The sequence below is a fragment of the Collinsella sp. An2 genome (genome assembly GCF_002160065.1).
In the GTDB taxonomy this organism is placed as follows: domain Bacteria; phylum Actinomycetota; class Coriobacteriia; order Coriobacteriales; family Coriobacteriaceae; genus Limicola.
On record NZ_NFJW01000026.1, the window covers coordinates 1 to 20,815 of the forward strand.

The 20,815-nt window shown below is 64.5% G+C and carries 22 protein-coding genes; 3 read left to right on the plus strand and 19 right to left on the minus strand.

All coding sequences use genetic code 11. The annotated features are described in order from the left end of the window. Positions 1-361: 361 nt before the first annotated feature. From eno to larB, 7 genes are all read right to left on the minus strand, one after another. The gene (gene eno, locus B5F33_RS10160) at positions 362-1,651 is read right to left on the minus strand and encodes a phosphopyruvate hydratase (RefSeq protein ID WP_087411704.1); all 1,290 of its coding nucleotides are present in this window, start codon (positions 1,649-1,651) and stop codon (positions 362-364) included. A 216-nt stretch (positions 1,652-1,867) separates the two neighbouring features. Beyond that, entirely contained in the window at positions 1,868-2,749 is an 882-nt protein-coding gene (mazG, locus tag B5F33_RS10165; protein ID WP_087411705.1) for a nucleoside triphosphate pyrophosphohydrolase, read from the minus strand. A gap of 4 nt (positions 2,750-2,753) precedes the next feature. Then, positions 2,754-3,323, minus strand: coding sequence for a phosphodiesterase (gene yfcE, locus B5F33_RS10170; RefSeq protein WP_087411706.1), 570 nt, complete (start codon positions 3,321-3,323; stop codon positions 2,754-2,756). A gap of 63 nt (positions 3,324-3,386) precedes the next feature. Continuing rightward, complete coding sequence (locus B5F33_RS10175) at positions 3,387-3,758, minus strand: hypothetical protein (protein ID WP_087411707.1); 372 nt, start codon at positions 3,756-3,758, stop codon at positions 3,387-3,389. Between the two features lie 98 nt (positions 3,759-3,856). After that, positions 3,857-4,228: a hypothetical protein gene (locus B5F33_RS10180; protein ID WP_087411708.1), complete on the minus strand. Its 372-nt coding sequence runs from the start codon at positions 4,226-4,228 to the stop codon at positions 3,857-3,859. A gap of 43 nt (positions 4,229-4,271) precedes the next feature. Continuing rightward, on the minus strand, positions 4,272-5,846 hold the full coding sequence (locus B5F33_RS10185; protein WP_087411709.1) for a LarC family nickel insertion protein: 1,575 nt from the start codon (positions 5,844-5,846) through the stop codon (positions 4,272-4,274). 141 nt (positions 5,847-5,987) lie between these two features. Further along, positions 5,988-6,755: a nickel pincer cofactor biosynthesis protein LarB gene (larB, locus tag B5F33_RS10190; RefSeq protein ID WP_087411710.1), complete on the minus strand. Its 768-nt coding sequence runs from the start codon at positions 6,753-6,755 to the stop codon at positions 5,988-5,990. 170 nt (positions 6,756-6,925) lie between these two features. On the opposite strand from larB, the gene B5F33_RS10195 reads away from it, so the two are divergent. Next, positions 6,926-7,258, plus strand: a complete 333-nt coding sequence (locus tag B5F33_RS10195; protein WP_087411711.1) for a hypothetical protein — start codon at positions 6,926-6,928, stop codon at positions 7,256-7,258. A gap of 50 nt (positions 7,259-7,308) precedes the next feature. On the opposite strand, the gene B5F33_RS10200 is transcribed toward B5F33_RS10195, so the two are convergent. The 11 genes from B5F33_RS10200 to hisG all read right to left on the minus strand — a co-directional run bounded on the left by B5F33_RS10200 (position 7,309) and on the right by hisG (position 17,411). After that, positions 7,309-7,674 (minus strand): arsenate reductase family protein, encoded by a 366-nt coding sequence (locus B5F33_RS10200; RefSeq protein ID WP_087411712.1) that lies wholly within the window; start codon positions 7,672-7,674, stop codon positions 7,309-7,311. Between the two features lie 179 nt (positions 7,675-7,853). After that, on the minus strand, positions 7,854-8,324 hold the full coding sequence (locus B5F33_RS10205) for a helix-turn-helix transcriptional regulator (protein WP_087411713.1): 471 nt from the start codon (positions 8,322-8,324) through the stop codon (positions 7,854-7,856). 267 nt (positions 8,325-8,591) lie between these two features. Then, positions 8,592-8,909 (minus strand): phosphoribosyl-ATP diphosphatase, encoded by a 318-nt coding sequence (gene hisE, locus B5F33_RS10210; protein ID WP_087411714.1) that lies wholly within the window; start codon positions 8,907-8,909, stop codon positions 8,592-8,594. A 70-nt stretch (positions 8,910-8,979) separates the two neighbouring features. Continuing rightward, positions 8,980-9,294, minus strand: coding sequence for a phosphoribosyl-AMP cyclohydrolase (hisI, locus tag B5F33_RS10215; protein ID WP_087411715.1), 315 nt, complete (start codon positions 9,292-9,294; stop codon positions 8,980-8,982). Positions 9,295-9,642: 348 nt separating this feature from the next. Next, positions 9,643-10,428 (minus strand): imidazole glycerol phosphate synthase subunit HisF, encoded by a 786-nt coding sequence (gene hisF / locus B5F33_RS10220; RefSeq protein WP_204214518.1) that lies wholly within the window; start codon positions 10,426-10,428, stop codon positions 9,643-9,645. Beyond that, positions 10,425-11,171 (minus strand): HisA/HisF-related TIM barrel protein, encoded by a 747-nt coding sequence (locus tag B5F33_RS10225; RefSeq protein WP_087411717.1) that lies wholly within the window; start codon positions 11,169-11,171, stop codon positions 10,425-10,427. The genes hisF and B5F33_RS10225 overlap by 4 nt, the downstream gene beginning before the upstream one ends. Then, entirely contained in the window at positions 11,168-11,917 is a 750-nt protein-coding gene (locus B5F33_RS10230) for an imidazole glycerol phosphate synthase subunit HisH (RefSeq protein WP_087411718.1), read from the minus strand. The genes B5F33_RS10225 and B5F33_RS10230 overlap by 4 nt, the downstream gene beginning before the upstream one ends. Positions 11,918-12,028: 111 nt before the next feature. Beyond that, positions 12,029-12,691, minus strand: a complete 663-nt coding sequence (gene hisB, locus B5F33_RS10235; protein ID WP_087411719.1) for an imidazoleglycerol-phosphate dehydratase HisB — start codon at positions 12,689-12,691, stop codon at positions 12,029-12,031. Next, positions 12,688-13,812, minus strand: coding sequence for a histidinol-phosphate transaminase (hisC, locus tag B5F33_RS10240; protein ID WP_087411720.1), 1,125 nt, complete (start codon positions 13,810-13,812; stop codon positions 12,688-12,690). The genes hisB and hisC overlap by 4 nt, the downstream gene beginning before the upstream one ends. 2 nt (positions 13,813-13,814) lie before the next feature. Continuing rightward, positions 13,815-15,278 carry a histidinol dehydrogenase gene (gene hisD / locus B5F33_RS10245; RefSeq protein WP_087411721.1) on the minus strand — a complete coding sequence of 488 codons (1,464 nt, stop codon included), beginning with the start codon at positions 15,276-15,278 and terminating at the stop codon, positions 13,815-13,817. A 444-nt stretch (positions 15,279-15,722) separates the two neighbouring features. Continuing rightward, positions 15,723-17,411 carry an ATP phosphoribosyltransferase gene (gene hisG, locus B5F33_RS10250; RefSeq protein WP_087411722.1) on the minus strand — a complete coding sequence of 563 codons (1,689 nt, stop codon included), beginning with the start codon at positions 17,409-17,411 and terminating at the stop codon, positions 15,723-15,725. 384 nt (positions 17,412-17,795) lie between these two features. On the opposite strand from hisG, the gene B5F33_RS10255 reads away from it, so the two are divergent. Both B5F33_RS10255 and B5F33_RS10260 read left to right on the plus strand, forming a co-directional pair. Then, positions 17,796-18,326, plus strand: coding sequence for a Gx transporter family protein (locus B5F33_RS10255; protein ID WP_239285048.1), 531 nt, complete (start codon positions 17,796-17,798; stop codon positions 18,324-18,326). Next, positions 18,319-19,401, plus strand: a complete 1,083-nt coding sequence (locus B5F33_RS10260; RefSeq protein ID WP_087411724.1) for an FAD:protein FMN transferase — start codon at positions 18,319-18,321, stop codon at positions 19,399-19,401. The genes B5F33_RS10255 and B5F33_RS10260 overlap by 8 nt, the downstream gene beginning before the upstream one ends. Positions 19,402-19,474: 73 nt before the next feature. Here the strand turns inward: B5F33_RS10260 and murB are convergent, their stop codons facing one another. Continuing rightward, complete coding sequence (murB, locus tag B5F33_RS10265; RefSeq protein WP_087411725.1) at positions 19,475-20,434, minus strand: UDP-N-acetylmuramate dehydrogenase; 960 nt, start codon at positions 20,432-20,434, stop codon at positions 19,475-19,477. Positions 20,435-20,815 lie beyond the last annotated feature (381 nt).

A 20,815-nucleotide genomic window follows, 5' to 3' on the forward strand; every position in this document is an offset into this window, starting at 1 on the left:
TGTGAGAAAGACAAGATCCTAAGAAGTTGTGCACCAACAAAGATGTCACTGAAAACAAGACCGTTTACCCAGCCCATGCATGGCAAACGGTCTTTTTCAGCTGCAAAAGTCAGGTTATACCATGTGCGCCAAAACCAGTTGTGCAGGGTTTGCACATGTTGCAATCACGCGCGAGCTCAAGACGGCGGCGCGCGGCGTCCTGCAAGCCTCCCCAACACCCGAAAACCTAAAACGACCAGCGCAAACAACGGGCCGGCAGGCGACGCGTGTCAACCTGCCGGCCCGCATGATTATGGATACCGCAAGCTCAGGCGGGCTCCGCGTCCGCAGGGCGCAAGCCGGCCGGCACCGCCTGCGCGCTCTACCTCAGGTTGTAGAACGCGTTTGCCCCGGCGTACTCGGCCGAGGTATACAGCCCGTCCTCGATACGGATGAGCTGGTTGTACTTGGCGATGCGGTCGCTGCGGCACGGAGCGCCGGTCTTAATCTGGCCGGCGTTGGTGGCTACAGCAAGGTCAGCGATGGTGGAATCTTCGGTCTCGCCCGAACGGTGGCTCACGACACAGGCGTACCCCGCACGCTTAGCCATCTCAATCGCTTCCAGCGACTCGGTGAGCGTGCCGATCTGGTTCACCTTCACCAGGATGGCGTTGGCAGCTCCAAGCTCGATGCCCTTCTTCAGGCGCTCGGTGTTGGTGACGAAGAGGTCGTCGCCCACAAGCTGGACCTTCTTGCCCAGGCGCTCGGTGAGCTTGACCCAACCGTCCCAATCCTCCTCGGCAAGGCCGTCCTCGATAGAGATGATGGGATACTTCTCCACGAGCGCCGCCCAGTAGTCGATCATCTCGTCGGTCGTAAGCTCGCGCCCCTCGCCGGCAAGGACATACACGCCGCGCTCGGCGTCGTAGAGCTCGGTCGTCGCGGGGTCCATGGCGATCTTGAAGTCGTCGCCAGGCTTATAGCCCGCCGCCTCAATCGCCTTGACGATATACTGCAGCGGCTCCTCGTTGGTAGCCAAGTCGGGCGCGAAACCGCCTTCGTCGCCCACGCCGGTTGCATGGCCGGACTCCTTGAGGACGCTCTTGAGCGTATGGTAGACCTCCGCGCACCAGCGCAGACCCTCGGTAAACGTGGGAGCGCCCACCGGCATGATCATGAACTCCTGGAAGTCGACGTTGTTGTCGGCATGCACGCCGCCGTTCAGGATGTTCATCATGGGCGTAGGCAGGGTATGGCCGTTCACGCCGCCCAGGTAGCTATAGAGCTCGAGCCCCGCGGACTGCGCCGCCGCGCGCGCCACAGCAAGCGAGACGCCCAGAATGGCGTTGGCGCCCAGGTTGCCCTTGTTGGCCGTACCGTCCGCCGCGATGAGGGCAGCGTCCACGGCGCGCTGGTCGAAGGCGTCCATACCGATGACGGCGTCGGCGCACTCCTTGTTCACATGGTCGACGGCGCGGGTCACGCCCTTGCCCAGGTAACGGTCCTTGTCGCCGTCGCGCAGCTCGACGGCCTCAAAAGCGCCCGTCGACGCTCCGGAGGGGACCATGGCGCGGCCAAACGACCCGTCGTCGAGCACGACCTCGACCTCAACCGTGGGATTGCCGCGCGAATCGAGCACCTCGCGGCCATAGACGTCCAGAATCTCACTCATTCCGAGTCCTCTCTCTCCTCGAGTTTTCTGCCCGGGCATAGGTTACCCAAAGCAAACTTTTTAGAGTATGCCCGATTTACCGGCGAGCTAGCACGAGATCTTGGAGATTTTGGAGTCACGGGCCGATGGCACGAAACGAGAGGAACAGGGCATACCAGCAAGCCCAGTACGCCAAACCGCCAAGCGGGAGGCAGCGAAAACCGCTGCCCGGATGGGCTATTCGTCAGCCTTGACCTCGTCCCACAGGCGGTTGAGCTCCTCGGTCGAAAGTTCCTCGACCGAGGACCCTCGATCCCACGCCAAGCCTTCGACGCCTTCCCAGCGCCGACGGAACTTGGCCGTGCTCGCGCGCAGAGCGCTCTCGGCATCGATGCCCTCTTTGCGCGCCACGTTCACAAGCGCGAACAACATGTCGCCAAACTCCAGCTCGCGCGCATCGGATCCCGGCACCTCACGCTCGAACTCCGCCCGCTCGGAAGCGACCTGATTCCACACGTCCTCGACGGTCTCCCATTCAAAACCCACCGCGGCAGCCTTCCGCGACACCTTCTGCGCTTCCATCAGCGCCGGCAGGGCACGGGGCACGCCGTCGAGCAGGCCCGAGGGACGCTCGTGGGCATCGGCAGCGGCGGCATCGCGCCCGGCCTTCTCGGAAAGCTTCACCGCGTCCCAGATGCCCAGGACCTCGTCGGCATCTGCAGCGGCGGCATGCTCGCCAAACACGTGCGGGTGGCGACGGACGAGCTTCTCGTTGAGTCCGCGCACCACGTCGTCAATCGTGAAGTCGCCCGCATCGGCGGCAATCTGTGCGTGCAGCAAAACCTGCATCAGCACATCGCCCAGCTCTTCGCACAGATGCGGTGCGTCCTCGGCCTCGATGCAGTCGACCGCCTCGTAGGCCTCCTCGACCATGTTCTTGGCGATGGACGCATGCGTCTGCTTCCGGTCCCACGGGCAGCCGTCGGGCTGGCGGAGGCGCCAGATGGTCTCGACAAGCGCGTCGAACGAGTCGCGCGCATCGGCTCGCGTCGAGCGGTCGCGGACGACCTCGCCGCCCGCGCCCTCCGGAGCGGCTTGACAGGACTTCTCTTCTGCCATGGTCCTACGCCTCCTCAAGCACCACGCGACGGAACGCCTCGGCAACCGGCAGGCCGCTTTCGTAGATGCCATAGCTGTGCGTGCCATCTTTGGGAATCGAGACGCTGCCGGGATTGAACGCCCAGATACCCGGCGCTCCCGGAACGGGCTCGTTGACCTTCACGTGCGTGTGTCCATAGACGATGGCAGAGCCTTCCGGCAGAGCAGGAAGGTTGTCGACGCTATTGTGAAAACCAGCGCCAAAGATGTGTCCATGGGTCAAGAAGAGCTCGCGCCCGGCATCGTCTATAACCACGGAATAGTCCGCCATACAGGGGAAGGACAGGACCATCTGGTCCACCTCGGCCTCGCAGTTGCCGCGCACCGCAACGAGCCGACCCGTTGCCGCAAGATCGTTGAGCATAGGGATCACCTGCTTGGGGGCGTAGTCGCGCGGCAGGTCGTTGCGCGGGCCATGATAGAGCAAGTCGCCCAGCAGCACGACACGATCAGGCGCCTCGGCATCGATGGCGTCCATAAGGCGACCGGCCCAGAAGGCCGACCCGTGAATATCGGATGCGATGAGGATCTTCATGGAGGTTTCCTTTCAATAGAAGTGCAGAAGGCCCGTATCCTGCGGCGAAAGACGCAGCGTTGTCTACTGCAGCGCCTCTCGATACACCGCTCGGGCCGCTCCGGCAAAGAGCGACGTGACGACAGCGTTGACCACGACGGGCGGCCAGGTACCCGGCAGAGACAAGTAGTAGATGGCGGCGGCGAGATTCACCAGAAGCGCCACAAGCAAAATGGGCAATATCTTGCCTGCCCGAACAGGGACGTTCGCGGCTCCTATGCCCATGACGCTCAACATGATGTCAAAGAAAGTGAGCAGCGCCGCAAGAGCCAAAAGCACCACGGCCGGGTCATTTGCAGCAAACGCGAAGTGCACCAACGTGAACGCAACAAAAAACACGCCCAACAGCACCATGACGATGCTGAGAGCCTTGAGCTGCTTCTGCGCCCGAGACATGGCTCCTCCCATCTTTCGTGCCGCAGCATCGCGGTGCGGCAGTGCACTGGCCATCGAGGCGAATTGGCGCCATTATACCTGCCGCCAATCGAGACGGCTCAGACCTGGGAGCTCTTTTTTAGCTGGTTGGCGACATAGGCATAGGCGACCACGATCGCCGCGTTGATCACCACCGACGCCACGCCTTCGCCATTAAGCGCAAGCAGCAGTACGTTGCCCGCATTCGCCCAGATGGCAAGCATCGTGGGCAGATAGAGACGAGTCAGCTTGCGCGGCGCGCCGGCAAAGACAAGCCCCAGCACGCCCAAGAGCACCGAGAAGAACACACAGAGCGCCATGGTAAGCACTTGGAGCGGCTCGAACTCCATACCCTCCGAGGTTGCCAGGACCCACGCGGTGATGGCAAGGTCGATGCCTCCCACCAACGCGAGCACGCTGAGCGCGCGAAACGCCCGCTGCATGGTTTCCATAGCAACCGCCCCTTCTCGTTAGCCTACATGCGCTCCTCGACGATTATCGCGCGGAACGGCGCGCCTCGTCCGTGACAAGCCGAAGCGGCACATTCTCACGACGCGCGATGGCGGCGCAGTCGGCGAACTCGGGCTTGGTGCGGGTCGAACCGTCCGGCAGCACGACGCGCTTGGCGCGCACCTGCCCCCACGGCGTCTCGAGCACGCACGTCTCGCGGGCCAGCACCGTGCGGTCGCAGGGCCAGCGACGCACGCCGATCGTCGTGGTCTCGGTAAAGATGGTGCGCTCGACCGCCTCAACGTCGGCCTCCGCCGCTACCGCCTGCAGCTGCCAGGCGGGGCGCCCTTTCTTGGCAAAGATGGGCACCCAGTGCACCTCACGCGCGCCCGCCTCGCGGATGCGGTCGGCGGCATAGGCGAGCAGCTCGCCCGTAGCGTCGTCGATGTCGCATTCGAGGCGCACGATACGCGTCGGGGCGTCGGCGCCGATCGTCGGAGTGTCTTCGGGGCCGCTCGCGGCAGACGCATTCGTCGGGGCGGGGGCAGACGCCGAAAAGTTTGCAGGGGCCGAGGTCGAAGCACCTGCAGAGAGGGAGGCTGCGTCGGCGTTCCGGGTCGCCGTAGCGACATCCGCCGACATTGCGGGAAGCTCCTCGATGATCATCGCTCGCAGAATGCTCGGCCGCTCGTAGGTGCGCTTGCCGGCCCCCAGACCCGTGCGCACCACACAGAAGCGCTCGGGCAGGTCGCGCTCGGCCTTGACGGCAGCCACGATAGCCGCCCCGGTGGGCGTGACGAGCTCCCCTTCGACGTCGCAGATGGACAAAGGCAGCCCGTGAGCTTCCACGATGTTGAGTGTCGCCGGCACCGGAACGGGAATGATGCCGTGCTGGCAGCGGATGGTGCCGCGCCCGTCCACAAGCCGGGGCACGATCACGCGCGTGACATCCAGGTCGTCGAGGCACACAGCGACAGACACGATGTCCACGATCGAGTCGACGGCGCCGACCTCGTGGAAATGCACCTCGTCGAGCGCGACGCCATGCGCCTTGGCCTCGGCATGCGCCAGAATATCGACTATGCGATGCGCGAGGTCGCGCGCCCGCGGGGCCAACTGCCCCGCGTCGATGATGCGGTCGAGGTCCGCCGGGCCGCGATGCTCGTGATGATGGTGGCCACTATGGGAGTGCCCGTGGTGATGCGCGTGCCCGTCATGACCATGGTGGTGACCATGGGCCTCGTCGCCGTGACCATGGTGGTGGCCGTGCTCGTGCTCGTGCTCGTGCTCGTGCTCGTGCTCGTGCTCGTGCTCGTGCTCGTGCTCGTGCTCGTGCTCGTGCTCGTGAAGATGCTCCTCCACATGGTCCGCGCCGTCACCATGCAGATAGGCCATATCGTGGTCGTGGTTCTCATGCGCAGCATCAAGCACCACGTCGAAGTCGCAGCAGTCGATGCCCGCCTTGGCAACGCGCCCCACCTGTACCCGATATCCATCGACAGGCAAACTCGCCAAGGCATCGCGTAGCCGAGCCTCATTGGCGCCCAAGTCGAGCAGCGCCGCGACGGTCATGTCGCCGCTGATACCGTTTGCACAATCAAGATAGAGCGTCTTACCCATTGCGTCCCCTTGCCCTGTATCTCCGCGCACCGGTCCGTCGGCGCCAGTTGTTCCGGCGTAACTCTACCCGGTAGAGCACGCTCCAAGTCAAGCTCGCATGCAATCAAGACCCCGAAAACAAGCCTGCACCGGCATGCGAGCCTAGCGCGTCGCCTTTCCCGGCAGATGATTGATCAACGACGCCTGATACGCCGCCCCGAATCCGTTGTCGATGTTCACGACCGAGACCCCGCTCGCGCAGCTGTTCACCATGGCGAGCAGCGTTGTAAGGCCGTCGAGGTTGGCGCCGTAGCCCACGCTTGTTGGCACCGCAATCACCGGACAGCTGGCCAAGCCACCCACCACGCTGGGCAGCGCGCCTTCCATGCCGGCTACCGCGATGATCACCTGGGCGCGAGCAATCTTGTCGGCGTGGCGCAGAAGCCTGTGGATGCCCGCCACGCCCGCATCGCTCACCAGCGTCACGCGATTGCCCAAGAACCGAGCTGTGAGTACAGCCTCGGCCGCCACCGCGTAATCGCTCGTGCCGGCCGTGAGCACCAGGATCTCCCCGTTGCCATCCGGCTCGGGCAGCTCGCCCACCACGCCGGCGCGCGCATCGGCATCGTAGGCAAATGTGCATCCTGCGGCAGCAAGGTCGTCCGCCTTGTGCTGGTCGAGTCGGGTAATCAGAACTCGGCGCTGACCGGCTGCCTCCATGGCGTGCACGATGCCGGCAATCTGCTCGGCCGTCTTGCCCGCGCCATAGATGACCTCAGAGACGCCCGTGCGCACTCCGCGCTCATTGTCTACCTGCGCGAACCCCAGGTCGGTCACGGCGTCCAGATGCACGCGCTCAACCAATTCATGCGGAGAGAGCTCGCCTGCAGCGACGGCTCGCGCAAGCGCCTCAAGATCAGAAGCCTCCATTCCAATTCCCCCTTCCGAAGCAAGAAGCTACCACATGGAGCGCACTCGAGGTCACGTTACGAGACGCGGAATTCATAGCGGCTGCGCACCATCGCCACGCAAGCCTGCTATGCTTCTCCTTCGTACGAGCAGACGCCCTTGCCCAAGGCAGCATCGAAAGGACGGCGACCATGGCGACACAGACGAACAGAACCCCTGCCAACCAGGGCCGACGTCATGCGCGCCCCGCGCAGCAGACGGGACCCGCCCTGTCCATCGCCGCAGCGGTGCTGGGCGTGCTCGCCGTTATCGTGGGCATATGGGTGCAATGGCAACTGATGCTGGCGATCGTCCTCGCTGCCTGCGCAATCATTGTGGGTATCGCAGCGCTTGTGCGGCACGCACGTCAACGCGCGCTTGCGATTATCGGCATCATACTCGGCGCGCTCATCATCGCCGTGTATCTCATCGTCGTGGCGATTTTCGTCTCCCAAATCGCAAGCATGTCTCAGCTTTTTCAGTAGCAACGCACCACAGGGCAACGCGAGACCCGAAGGTCTCACCGTCCAAAGACTTAGAGCAGCGCCTCTTCCCATGCGGCCTCTTTAAATCCTACGAGCACCGTGTTGCCAGCGACCACGATAGGGCGCTTGACCAGCATGCCGTCGGTTGCCAGCAGCTCAAAGGCCTCTGCGTCGGTCATACCGGCGTCGAGCCTAGCCTTGACGCCCAGCTCGCGATATTTCATGCCACTCGTGTTAAAGAACCGGCGCACGGGCAAGCCCGACCGCCCCTGCCAGTCGGCGAGCTCATCGGCGGTGGGATTATCCTCGACGATATGGCGATCGATGTAGTCGATACCGTGCTCGTCCAGCCACTTCTTCGCCTTCTTGCACGTCGTGCACTTGGGATATTCAACGAACAGAATCTGCTCGGCCATGGTCGCCATCCTCTCGTCGGGGTCGGTGGTCCCTATGGTAGCCGAAACCCCTGGCGAGGAGATCTACGGGAAGGTATTGCTCGGTGGCCGTCGAAGGGCAGCGGCCGCGCCGCCGGCGTAGGCAGATGATGCCTGTGACCTGGCCCCGCGGCCGAGAACCACGATCGAAGTCGGGCGCATCACACCTGTCCGGAAGCCACGCCGTCGAGCGTTGCGACGGCCTCTTCCTTGGTCTCCACCCCAAGCTTTTCGTATGCACGGGTGCAGTACGTGCCCACCGTCGAGCGTGACAAAAACAGCTCGTCGGCGATTTGTGCCTGGGTCTTGCCGGCATAGACGGAAAGCAGGATGTCGCGCTCGCGGTCGGTAAGATTATGCGTGCCCAAAAACGCATCGATACGCGCTCTAGCCACAGAATCGATGCCTGACCGTGATGTCGTGGGCCCCTCGCGATGCCCCGGGTCGCCCTGATTCGCCGCTTCTACGGTCGAGTCTCCAGAGCCTGGCTGCGACGTCTGCCCGCCCTTTCGCACTCGATGAACTACGAATACGATGACCGCGACGACCACCGCAACGGGCAGGACCACACGCAGCAGAACAGACAGCAGAACAGACGCTATCACGATCCACTCGAACCCCATCGGAACCATGGGATGCTCCTTTCCCTCGCGAGGCCTTGGCGTACAACCAAGCTGTCTACATGAAGTATGCCCCGTGCGCCGTCTTGCCGCTGTCGACACCCTGCATGATTTTTCAGCTCATTTTCGCAGGTCAATCATGTCGTGCAGAAATGTCTACACGCTCTACAGCGCGCGATGTCAGGGCTTGCGCCAGCAGGATGCCGCAGGGCTGGGCCGTCGTGCCGGCATCAGGGGCGCGGCGTCGACGTCCGCGCGTACGGGGCAGCCGACGTCCGGCTACCGATGCCGCGCGTCGAGCTCGCCGGCAAGCTCCTCTACGGTGACGCCGTAGCGCTCGAGCGTTACAAGCAGGTGATAAACAAGATCGGCTGCCTCGTACCGAATATGGTCGTGGTCGTTGTCCTTGCAGGCCATCACGACCTCGGTCGCCTCCTCGGTGACCTTTTTGAGCAGGCTATCCTCCTTGCCCTGAAGCAGTCGCGCGGTATAGCTCGTCTCGGGCGAGGCGTCTCGGCGACCATGGATGACCTCGGCCAGCCCGCGCATCGTTGCCCCGATGTCGCCGTTCTGCACGTTTGCGGTTCGCTCTCCCATCGCATTCCTTCCTTGTATGTAATGTTGCCTCGCGAACGCTATCCTGGGTTGCCCCGGAAAGCCACCTGCCCTACAAGCTGCGGAAAAAGCAGCTGCGCGCGCCCGTATGGCAGGCGGGGCCGGGTGAGTCGACCTTCACAAGCAGCGTGTCTGCGTCGCAGTCGACGAGAATCTCGTGAACCTGCTGCATGTTGCCGCTCGTGGCGCCCTTGTTCCAGAGCTCCTGACGGCTGCGACTCCAAAACCAGGTGGTTCCCGTCTCCTGCGTAAGGCGCAGCGACTCGGCGTTCATCCACGCCACCATGAGCACCTCGCCCGTGTCGTACTGCTGCACCACCGCAGGGATGAGCCCTCTGTCGTCAAATTTGAGGTCGTCGATATCCATATTGATCCTTTCGTGCACTGAAATGTAGCAAGGATGCATACCACACGCCTGGCATATGGCGCCCGATGAGCGCGACAGCTGGAACGTCCGCATGTCGACAAGAGCGTTCCAGATGTCGCAGATCGACCTGAACGAAGGGGGAACAACCTCTGCGTTGCAATCGCCGAGTGCAGGCCGGTCGCCAAACGTACCCGTCCCCAATGGCAACTAATGGCAACTCAGACGCCCCTTCAGGTCGGCGAGGGCGCTCCAGGTGCCCGAGATTGCCACGAACGAGGAGGGCGCACGCCTAGCGTGCGGCGCCCGACGAGTGAGCGGCAAGGTCGGGTGCCTGGAGCGCCCGCAGCCCTAAAAGTCCAACCGAGTGGGGATGCCTTGTGCGGCCATGTACTCCTTCACCTGCCGGATGCTGAACGTTCCAAAGTGGAACACGCTCGCGGCGAGCACGGCGTCGGCTTCACCCTCGATGATGCCCTCGGCAAAATGTTCGAGCGTGCCCACGCCACCGGACGCGATGACGGGGATGCTCACCGCGCGGGCCACCGCCCGCGTGAGCGCCAGGTCGAAGCCCTCCTTGGTACCGTCGCGGTCCATGCTCGTGAGCAGGATCTCGCCGGCGCCGCGGCGCGCCGCCTCTTCGGCCCATGCGACCGCGTCGATGCCCGTTGGCGTACGACCGCCTGCGGTATAGACCTCCCAGCGATCCGCCCCCGGAGCCCCCGGCTCACCCACACGCTTGGCGTCAATCGCGCAGATGACGGCCTGGGTGCCAAACGCCGCAGCCGCCCGCGTGATGAGCGACGGATCCTTAACCGCCGCCGAGTTGAGCGACACCTTGTCGGCGCCGGCCGCCACCATTGCCCGCATGCCCGTCAGATCGCGGAAGCCGCCGCCCACGGTATAGGGAATCGAGAGCTCCTCGGCCGCGCGCGCCGCCATGCCGATGGTCGTCGCGCGGTTGTCGCTCGTCGCGGTGATGTCCAGGAACACGACCTCGTCGGCGCCTTCGCGGTCATATGCCGCCGCGAGCTCCACCGGGTCGCCGGCGTCGCGTAGGGACACGAAGTTCACGCCCTTGACCACGCGGCCGTTCTTCACATCCAAACAGGGAATCACGCGCTTGGTGAGCATCAGGCCTCCCCTCCCCGCGCCGCGGCGAGCGCGTCGGTCAAACTAAACGCACCCTCGTAGAGAGCGCGGCCGGTAATGCAGCCCTCGATGACCTGCGGGCCGGCCGCGGCGAGCGCGGAGATGTCTTCGAGCGACGAGACACCGCCCGAGGCGACCACCGGAAAGCCCGCCCATGACGCCACGCGTCGATAGGCCTCGACATCGATACCGGTCTGCATGCCATCCCGCGCGATGTCGGTAAACACCAGATGGCGGAATCCCAGGCTCGCCAGCTCGCTCACCACGTCCTGGGCGCTGCGCGCCACGTCGTCACGCCAGCCGTTCACCTTGACCTCGCCGTTGCGCGCGGCGACATCGGCAACTAGCAAGTCTCCGAAAGCGCGTGCAGCGACCTCGGCGAATCCAGGCTCCAGCACAAGCACCGTCCCCAGCGCAATGCGTTTGCAGCCCAAGGCGGCAAGCTCGTCGATGCGCGCAAGCGACCGAACGCCGCCACCCACATCAACCGAGATGCCATCGACCTGGCAAATCTCTTTAATGGCAGCAAGGTTCGCGGCCCGAGCGTCCTCGTCCTCCTCAAGCGCGGAGGACAGATCGACCACATGCACCCAGGACGCGCCCTGTTCGGCAAATGCGCGGGCCTGTGCGGCCGGATCGTCCGAATAGACCTTCATGTGCGAACGGTCTCCACGCTCCAGGCGCACGACGCGACCGCCCACCAAATCGATTGCGGGAAACAGAATCATGCGGTCTCCTCCTTCCAGGCCTTTGCGATGTTGACGAAATTCCGCAGGATATCGTGACCATGAGCGGATGATTTCTCGGGATGGAACTGGCAGCCAAACACGTTGCTGCGCCACACCACCGAGGCGAAGTTGCGCGCATAGTGCGTTTGAGCGGCGACATGCGTCGCATCGACATCGTCATCGACCGCATAGGAATGCGTGAAGTAGGCGTTCGCCCCCTCGTTGAACCCGACAAGCAGCGGACAGGCGCGGCCCGCAGGCGTCACATGCACCTGGTCCCAACCAACGTGCGGAACCTTGAGGCGACGCGACGGCAGCACCGTACACGACCCGCCCAGAAGGCCCAGGCCGCGCACCCAGCGCCGACCGTTCTCCTCGAAGACATCGCCCGGCTCCAGCCCCTCGCCACGCGGACCGGAGACCTCGCATACGGGCGCATCGGCGGGGACGCCCTCTTCGCCACAGTCAAACAGCAGCTGCTCGCCCAGGCAAATCCCCAGGAAAGGAACGCCTTCTCCATCGCGCACCGCATCGAGCACCGCTTGGTCCTGACCCGACTCGTGCATAAACTCAATGGCATCGTAGAACGACCCCACGCCCGGCAGCACCATGCCGTCCGCGGCGCGAATGGCTGCGGGATCGTCTGCGATCTGTGCCTCGGCACCAGCGCGCGCAAGGCCGCGGGCCACGCTTGAAAGGTTGCCCTTGTGGTAGTCGATAACCACGATATGCGGTTGTGCCGCCATAGATGCTCCTCTCGCAATCGACGGCCCCGGTGGCTCATGCTGGGACGAGGTTGTTTTGAGCCATCCAGAACCGCCGCACATCGTTTTCCGCGCGGCCCCTTCGTCTTGTCCCTACAGGCTTCCCTTGGTTGAAGGAATGCCCACCACGCGTGCATCGGGCTCGCAAGCCGAACGCATGGCGCGGCCCGCGGCCTTGAACGCCGCCTCGATGATGTGATGGCTGTTGGCGCCGGCAAGCTCGCGAACGTGCAGCGTAAGGCGGGCATCGCGCGCGAAGGCATAGAAGAACTCGACCGCGAGCTCGGTGTCGAAATCACCCACGCGCGGGGTGGGAAGCGGCAGGTCGCAATACGCCTGGCCACGGCCCGACAAGTCCACGACCGCCTGCACGAGCGCCTCGTCCAGCGGCACGGTGCAGTCGGCGAACCGCGTCACGCCGCGCTTGTCGCCCAGCGCCTGTGCAAAGGCCTGGCCAAGCACGATGCCGGTATCCTCCACGGTGTGGTGCGCATCGACCTCGGTGTCGCCCAGAGCCTCGATATGCAGGTCAAACAGACCGTGGCGACCGAACGCATTAAGCATGTGGTCGAAGAACGGCACGCCCGTGTTGATGTCGCAGGCGCCCACGCCATCCAGATTGACGGTAAGGGTGATATCGGTTTCGCCCGTCGTGCGCTGCACGGTGACCACGCGCGGGGCAGTCCCCGCCTCCGCCGCGGCCGCGACCGCTTCTTCTGCGGCTTTGACGGCGGTCGACTTCTTGTAGATCGTCATGAACGCTCCTCCTTCAGCAGCTGGGAGAGTGCCCGCAGCACCTCGTCGTTCTCCTGGGGGGTACCCACGGTGATGCGGAGACATCCGGCAAGACCGGGAGCAGCCGAGAAATCGCGTGCCAAAATGGAATATTCGTCGCGCAGGCGCGTGCGAACGTCTGCCGCCCCGGGAACGCGTAGCAGCAGGAAGTTGCCCTGGCTGGGCCAGACGGCAGGTGCGAGCTCGCCCGACGCGGCGCCAAGCCCCTCTATCAATGTCTGCAGAGCTGCGAACATGCGCTCACGCTCCGAGCGAATCTGCTGCACAATCGGTTCGAACATGACGTCCAGACGCATGGCGACTTCTGCCGCCGCCTGCGTGAGCACGTTGACCGAATAGATTTGGCGCACCGCCGCGAACACGTCGATCACGTCGTGGGCAGCCACCACATAGCCGCAGCGTACGCCTGCCTCGCCGAACGCCTTCGAGAGCGTATGCAGCACCACCAGGTTGGGATGGTTGGGAAGAAGGGCCTCGACCGAAGACCCGAGATCAGCAAACTCGATATAGGCCTCGTCGACCATCACCATGCCCGGGCACGCCTCGCACACCTGCTCGACCTCCTGAGCGGACACCAGATTACCCGTGGGGTTGTTGGGCGAGGTGAGAATCACCATGTTGGCATGGGAGGCCGCCTCGAGCGTGCGCGGCATATCAAGTTCGAAGGTCACAGAATCGCGCCAAACACGCTCCACCTGCGTCTGATTGACCGAGGCAAAAAACTCGTATTCGCTAAAGGCCGGCGGGCAGTTGAGCAGCGTGCGACCCGGACCGCCAAAGGCCATGAGGAAGTTGAACAGCAGCTCGTCGCCGCCGTTGCCCACGCAGATCTGCTGACGGCTGTGGCCGCCGCGCGCGGCGATGAGGTCGCGCAGGCGATTGGACATGGGATCGGGATAGCGGTTGAGCGGCGTTGCAGACAGCGCATCGTCGATGGCGGTGCGCACCGTCGGGGGCAACGGATAGGTGTTTTCGTTGGCCGAGAGGTTGATGCGCGTAGGCGTGAACGCCGGATCGTACGGCTCGATGCTCGCCAGATGCGGCTGCACGAGCGCGCGCATGCGATCAGAGAGCTGAGCCATGGCTACGCCTCCCGTCCGTTGACACCGGCCGCTGCCGCACCTGCGACCTCTGCGGAAGCGCTGCCCGACGCACCCGCCGCGACCGTTGCGGCATCGTCTTTCGGCCAGGCTACCTGCGTGAGGTCCGTCTGGGCAAGGGCCTCGTAGCTCACTGCGTTCTTGCCCTGCTCAAGGGCACGGCGGCGCAGGGCCGTCGAGAGGGCATGCGCCCACAGTCCCTCGCCCTGAGCCAGCGTCTGCGTGGCGGGAGCGTCGCGCAGAAGGCCGGCCGGCGTATAGCAGATAACCGAGGACTTCTTGATAAAGTCATCCACCGAAAGCGGGCTTGAGAACACCGCCGTACCGCCCGTCGGCAGCGTATGGTTAGGACCAGCGACGTAATCGCCCAGCGGCTCGGAGCTCCAGGCGCCCACAAAGATGGCACCGGCGTTGCGGATAGACCCCAGGAGGCCCAGCGCGTCGGCGCAGTGCAGCTCCAGGTGCTCGGGAGCGATGGTGTTCACCGCGTCTACGGCAGCATCAAGATCCGCCGCGACGACGATCGTGCCCTCGTTGTCGAGCGATGTGCGGGTGATCTCTGCGCGCGGGCTCTGCGCCACCAACAGGTCGATGCCGCGCTCGACCTCGGCCGCAAACGAGGCGTCGCAGGTAACCAGGTAGCAGGCAGCAAGCGGGTCGTGCTCGGCCTGGGCCATGAGGTCGGCCGCAACGACCATGGGGTTCGCCGTGGCGTCGGCAAGCACGCACACCTCGCTGGGGCCAGCCACCATATCGATGCCCACATCGCCCGAGACGATCTGCTTGGCCGCGGCGACATAGGCGTTGCCAGGTCCCGTAATCTTGTCCACCTTGGGGACGGACTCCGTACCATAGGCCAGCGCCGCCACTGCCTGCGCGCCGCCCACGGTATAGACCTCATCGACGCCGGCGACCTTTGCCGCCGCAAGCGTATAGGGCGAAATGCCGCCCGTCACCGGGTCGGCATCCTTCTGAGGCGGCGTCACCATGACGATACGCGGCACGCCTGCCACCTTCGCGGGGACGGCATTCATCAGCACGGTCGAGGGATACTGAGCGCGGCCTCCCGGCACATAGATGCCCGCGGCGGCAACCGGGGTCACCTTCACGCCAAGCATCGTGCCGTCCGCACGCGTGGTAAACCAGCTCTGCTGCACCTCGCGTTCGTGGAAGTCGCGAATCTGCGCTGCGGCCTTTTCCAGCGCTGCGCGGAATGCGTCGTCTACATGATCGAGGGCGTGGTCGAGCGCCTCGGCGGGCAGCCGAAAGGTCTCCAGGTCAACACCGTCGAGGTCGCGGCAGTATCCGCGCAGTGCCTCGTCGCCGCGCTCACGAACAGCGGCAACGATCCCTCGCGCGGCGTCCACGATATGCTCCGGCAGCACGCCTTTGCGCGTGAGCTGCGGAGCCTGCAGACGTTCGCCGGAAGCGAGGGTGATGGTCTTCATGGCATATCCCTTTCTGAGAAGGCTGGCCGGAGATGCTTATGCACCCGACACGTTCGTTATAGCACGAAAGGGCGCACGGTCTTGACACCGCGCGCCCAGCTGTCCACAGGGGTTACTTTATCATGCTAAAGTCTTACGCTCAACCGGACGACACGATGGGGTCGCTCATGTGTCCGACATGTTACAAGCGCAGGTATCGAACGGTTTCTATGTGTGATTACGTGCGGAGGGGCGCGAGGCGAAAGTTGCGTGCGGCCGCCGGAAGTTGCGTGCGTCTGATGAAAGTTACGAGCGCGATTCGGCCATAATCACCCTCATTTGGAGGTGATTATGGCCGAAAACCTCTATCAAGTTTTAAACTGCGCACGCAACGTGAATTCGGTGCACGCAACTCACAAACGGGGCACGCAACTCGAGGCAGAAGCGCACGATGCGCGGCCCCTGCTAACCCACCACGGCAGCCAGGCGGTCACCAAGCTCGCGCACGCGGGGATCCAGACGCGCCGCGCCGGGATTCACAAAGAAGCGAGCCGTGCACTCCATGATCTCGCCGGTGATTACAAGGTTGTTCTCGCGAAGCGTCGTTCCCGTAGCCGTGATGTCCACAATGCGGTCGGTCATGCCCACGATGGGACCCAGCTCGATATTGCCGTGCAGCGACACGATATCGGCCGCGATGCCACGACTCGCATACCAATCGCCCGCGATGCGCGGATACTTGGTTGCCACGCGCAGCACGCCGCGGCGCGCGTATGCCCGCTCGGTCGCATCGCCCTGTCCCGCCGGCTCTGCCTCGATAAAGCGGCAGGCACCGTAGCCCAAGTCCACCAACTGCAGGAGGTCAAGATCGGCCTCGATGAGGGAGTCGCGCCCGCAAAAGCCACAGTCGGCTCCACCGCACGCCACGAAGGCCGGCGCATCGGTCGCACGCACGATCACGTACTCCACAGGGCCGATAGCCCCCTCCCCTTCGCGCGTGTCGCGCGAAGGGATAATAAGACGCCGACCCGGGTCGCGCAGGCCCGAGACATCGAGCCCGGCGCGCTCGAGCACCTCGATTGTGCCGGCGTTGAGCGAGCCCTTAGGCACGGCGATACGCAGCGGCGACGGGTCGTCGGCTGATGGAACCGCGACACCCTTTTCGGCCCCTTCCCCTACGACCTGCAGCGCGGACTCAAGACGCTCAAGCGAGAAGGCGAAGCCCGCTGCCGGCACATGGGGCTCCTCGGCAAACACGCCGTCAAAGATGGCATCGTAGCGGCCGCCCGAGCCCACGGAATCCGTAAGACCGCCCGCGTATGCCTTGAACACAAGACCGGTGTAGTAGTCGAACGAGTTCATGATCGAGAAATCAAACGAAAGCGCGGGCAGCACGTCGCCCGCGGCCTCGTCAAGACCCGACACCAGCGAGCGCAGCTCATCGGTCGCGCCGCCGCCCACACCTGCCGCCGCAAGGAGCTCGTCCACCCGGTCGAGCACCTCGATGCCGCCGTGCAGGCGCGGCAGCTCACAGATAGCACGGGCCACGCCCTCGTCCACACCGCTTTCTGCCACGCGCACATCAAGCCCCACGAGGTCGTTCGCATGAATGAGCGCAAGCGCGTCATGCGCCAAGGTGTCGTCCTCGCAGCGGGCAAGCAGCTCTGTAAACGGACGGGCACTGCCGCACACGATGCGCCAGCTCGGAAGCTCAAGCGCCTGCAAGACCTGTGCCACGAGCGACACCATCTCGACGTCTCCCGCCGCGCCGCCCGCTCCAATGAGCTCAAAGCCCAACTGGGTGAACTGGCGCGCCACGCCCGCGAACTTTGCCTGATGCCGTACGACGGGTGCCTCGTAACGCAGTCGAATGGGCAGCTGCGCGCCACGCATGCGCGAGGTGACCAGCCGCACGATGGAAAGCGTGTTGTCGGGCCGAACCACCAGCAAACGCCCATCGTCGTCGAAAAGCTTGAACGGGGTATCGGTCACACGGCCGCCGCCCTCGAGCACCGCCTTGTCCTCAAGAAGCGGCGTCTCGACCGGCAGATAGCCGCGGCCCCTGAAGCACGCCTTCACCGTGTCCGCGATGGTCTCGCGCGCAGCGGCCTCCTCGGGCATGATGTCGCGAAATCCCCATGGCGTTGCCTTCATAGCAGTCCTTCCTATAGCCCTGACGCCGCTGACAAACCCACAGCGGCGGCACGTTCTCGTAAAATTCGGCGCATGGTTGCTCCGAGGCGCAGCCCGCATCCACGCGGGCGATGCATCCGGGCCGCACGCCCGCGCGGCCACGGCACGCGCCATCTCGCAGGAGCAAGCCCAGCTTGCAACCCCGCGGCCTGTAGCACTTTATCATACTAGAGTGCCCGCGGCGCACGCACTTGCCCGATGCCGGCCAGACCACCGTGGCTCCATAGCATCGCGCTGCGTCGACTGACCGGCGCATGGCCCCACGGCACGGCAGATACGGCGGTCGACGAGCAGACGTCATCCAAAGCGCGGGCGCGGGCGCGGGCATCGTCTATACTGATGCGCATGCTTGACACCCGCCCGACACCTCCCACTTCGCCGGCCAGACGTGCCGCCCTTTACGGTGCACTCACCGCACTGGCCCTTGTTGCCGGCTACGTCGAGGTGCTCGTTCCCCTGCCGGTGACTGTCCCGGGCGTGAAGCTCGGCCTGGGCAATGTCGTCGTACTCTTTGGACTGGAGCGCCTGGGCGTGCGTCCGGCGGCTTTTCTTATGCTGGCAAAAGTCGCCTGTTCAACCATCCTGTTTGCCAACCCGCAGATGTTCGTCTTCAGCCTTGCGGGCGGCGTGTTCTCGTGGGCCGTCATGGCGCTCGCCTGGAAAAGCGGGGCATTCTCGACCATTGCGACCTCGATCTTGGGCGGCGTTGCGCACAACGCGGGGCAGCTCGTTATGGTCGCCTTGCTTCTGTCTCCCCAGGTCGCCCTAGTAAACGCCCCCGTACTTGCCGTCGCGGGCGTGCTGTGCGGGGCGGCGATCGGCGTGCTGGTGCGCGCCCTGCTTGCAGCCGTGCCCGAAGGAGGCCTCCGTGGATAGCAAGACAGCCGACCTAAGCGCATGTTCCATCTCTCGCAGGCGCCTCCTCGCCGGCGGCGCGGCGCTGGCAGGCGCGCTGTGCTCGACAGCTCTGGCCTCAGGCTGTTCCTCAAACAAGCCGACAGCTGCAGACGACGCAGCCGAGCCAGCCACGAGTTCGACCTTCGCGTTCGATACCTATTGCACCTTCACGGTCTATGGCGACAGCTCCGCCCCCGCCCTGCTTGCACGGGAATGCGCCCGCTACGACAAGCTCTTCGACCTGTACGACCCCGAAAGCGATATAGCGCGCGTCAACGCCGCCGGCGGCGCCCCCACCGAGGTCGATCCCGACACCGCCGATATCGTGCAGCAAGCGATCGCGTGGTGCGCGCAGGCAAACGGGCGCTTCGACATCACCATCGGCGCCGTGTCGACGCTCTGGGATTTCGAAGAGGGCGTGCGCCCCACAGATGAAGCGATTGCCGAAGCGCTCGTGCATGTCGACTGGGAAGGCGTCGCCGTGGACACGACCGACCCCGAGCATCCCACGATCACCCTTGCCGACCCCGCCGCCAAGCTGGATCTGGGAGGCATCGCCAAGGGCTACATCGCAGACCGCCTCTGCCAAACGCTCGGCGACGAGACCCAGGCCACAGGCGCCGCCCTCTCACTGGGAGGCAACATCGCCTACTTTGGCAGCAAACCGGACGGCTCCCCCTGGGAGACCGGCATCCGCGACCCCAACGATCCGGGCGGCTCGACCGTCGTGGGCACTACGCGCACCAACGGCGGCTCGCTGGTGACAAGCGGACTCTATGAGCGCACCTTCACCCTGGACGGCGTGACGTACTGGCACATTCTGGACCCGCGCACCGGCATGCCCGTCGAGACCGACGTGGCAAGCGTAACCGTATGCTGTCCCTCGTCCACCCAGGCAGACGCGCTCTCGACCACGCTGTTTGTAGCCGGGAGCGTCGACGGCGCCCAGCTTGCCGACGCCTACGACGACACGGCGGCGTTCTTTGTGCTGAGAGACAACTCGACCGCCGAGACCTCCCGCTGGCAGGAGCTCACAGACTTCACGGCATCTTAAAGCGCGCCGGCGCGGCCGGACAGGTCGCCGCAGCCCGCGCCGCGACGCGGCGGACGGGCCGAGCATAGGCGCGTTAGAACTCGCCCACCATGCGCACCTCGGGCTCGAGTTCGACGCCAAACTGGTCGCGCACCTCGCCCTGCACCCGCTCGATAAGCGCGCGCACGTCGGCCGCGGTGGCGCCTCCGGTGTTGACCACAAAGCCGCAATGCTTGGTCGACACCTGTGCCCCGCCCACCGAAGCGCCGCGCATCCCCGCGTCCATGATGAGCTTGCCGGCAAAATAGCCATCTGGCCGTTTGAAGGTCGAGCCCGCCGACGGCATGTCGAGCGGCTGCTTTTCCTCGCGGCGACGCTGATAGTCATCCATTGCTGCACGAATCTGCGCGACGTTGCCCGGCGCCAACACAAACGTGGCCTCCAGAACCACAAGGCCATCAGACGCCACACGGCTCTTGCGATATCCCAGGCCAAGCTCGTCGTGTCCCAGCGTTCTCACCGTGCCCTTGGCTCGCGAGCCGTCCGGCAGGGTCTCGCCCGGCACATAGACGACAACCGATTCCAGCACGTCGCCGGTGGTGCCGTCGTAAGCTCCCGCGTTCATGAAGCACGCGCCGCCCACCGACGCCGGAATGCCCCAAAGCGGCTCCATGCCGGTCAGGCCCGCGTCGGCCGCCGCAATCGCCACGTCTCGCAGCAGGGCTCCGGCCTGCGCCACCACACGGGTGCCCTCGACGCGCACCTGGGAGATGTTCTCGCGCATAAGCAGCACGACGCCTCGGATACCGCGATCGCCCACAAGCAAATCGCTGCCGTTGCCCACAACGGTCACAGGCACGCCCGCGATGGCGCAGATATCCAGCGCCTTCGCCGCCGCTTCGACACAGCGCGGCATGACCATGACGTCCGCCGGGCCGCCGATCTTGAACGTCGTGTGGGCGCTCATGGGCTCGACCATCGCCACACCGTCCTCACCCACCGCGCCAGCAAGCGCGCAGATGACATCCTCGTTGAAGCTGTCGTACTCGTGCATGAAAACCGCCTCACATACCGTTCTGGAAAAGCAAAGGGCCTGCCTGTTGGAATGCATCCGGCAACCCCCTCGCGCACACATTCTCCAAGACTATACCCGATGCCTCGCCAGCAGGCAGCCTGGGCACGCGCGGTCAACATCAGGTTCCGCGTGGGCCCAGCGCGCGGGGCACCTCGAAACCGGCACCGACGCCCCGGCGGCTTTCCCATATGGAATCTCACCTTGACAAAAGAGCCGGCACTCGGGCGTGAACCTTCAAATCCTCCCGAGTTTTGCAGCATAGTTGAATAGATCAGGCCACATTCGCCCTGCTCAATGGGCTTTTTCTTCGTCGGGATTCTATGACTTTTATGCACGGTGTATATCGGTGTATGGTATAAT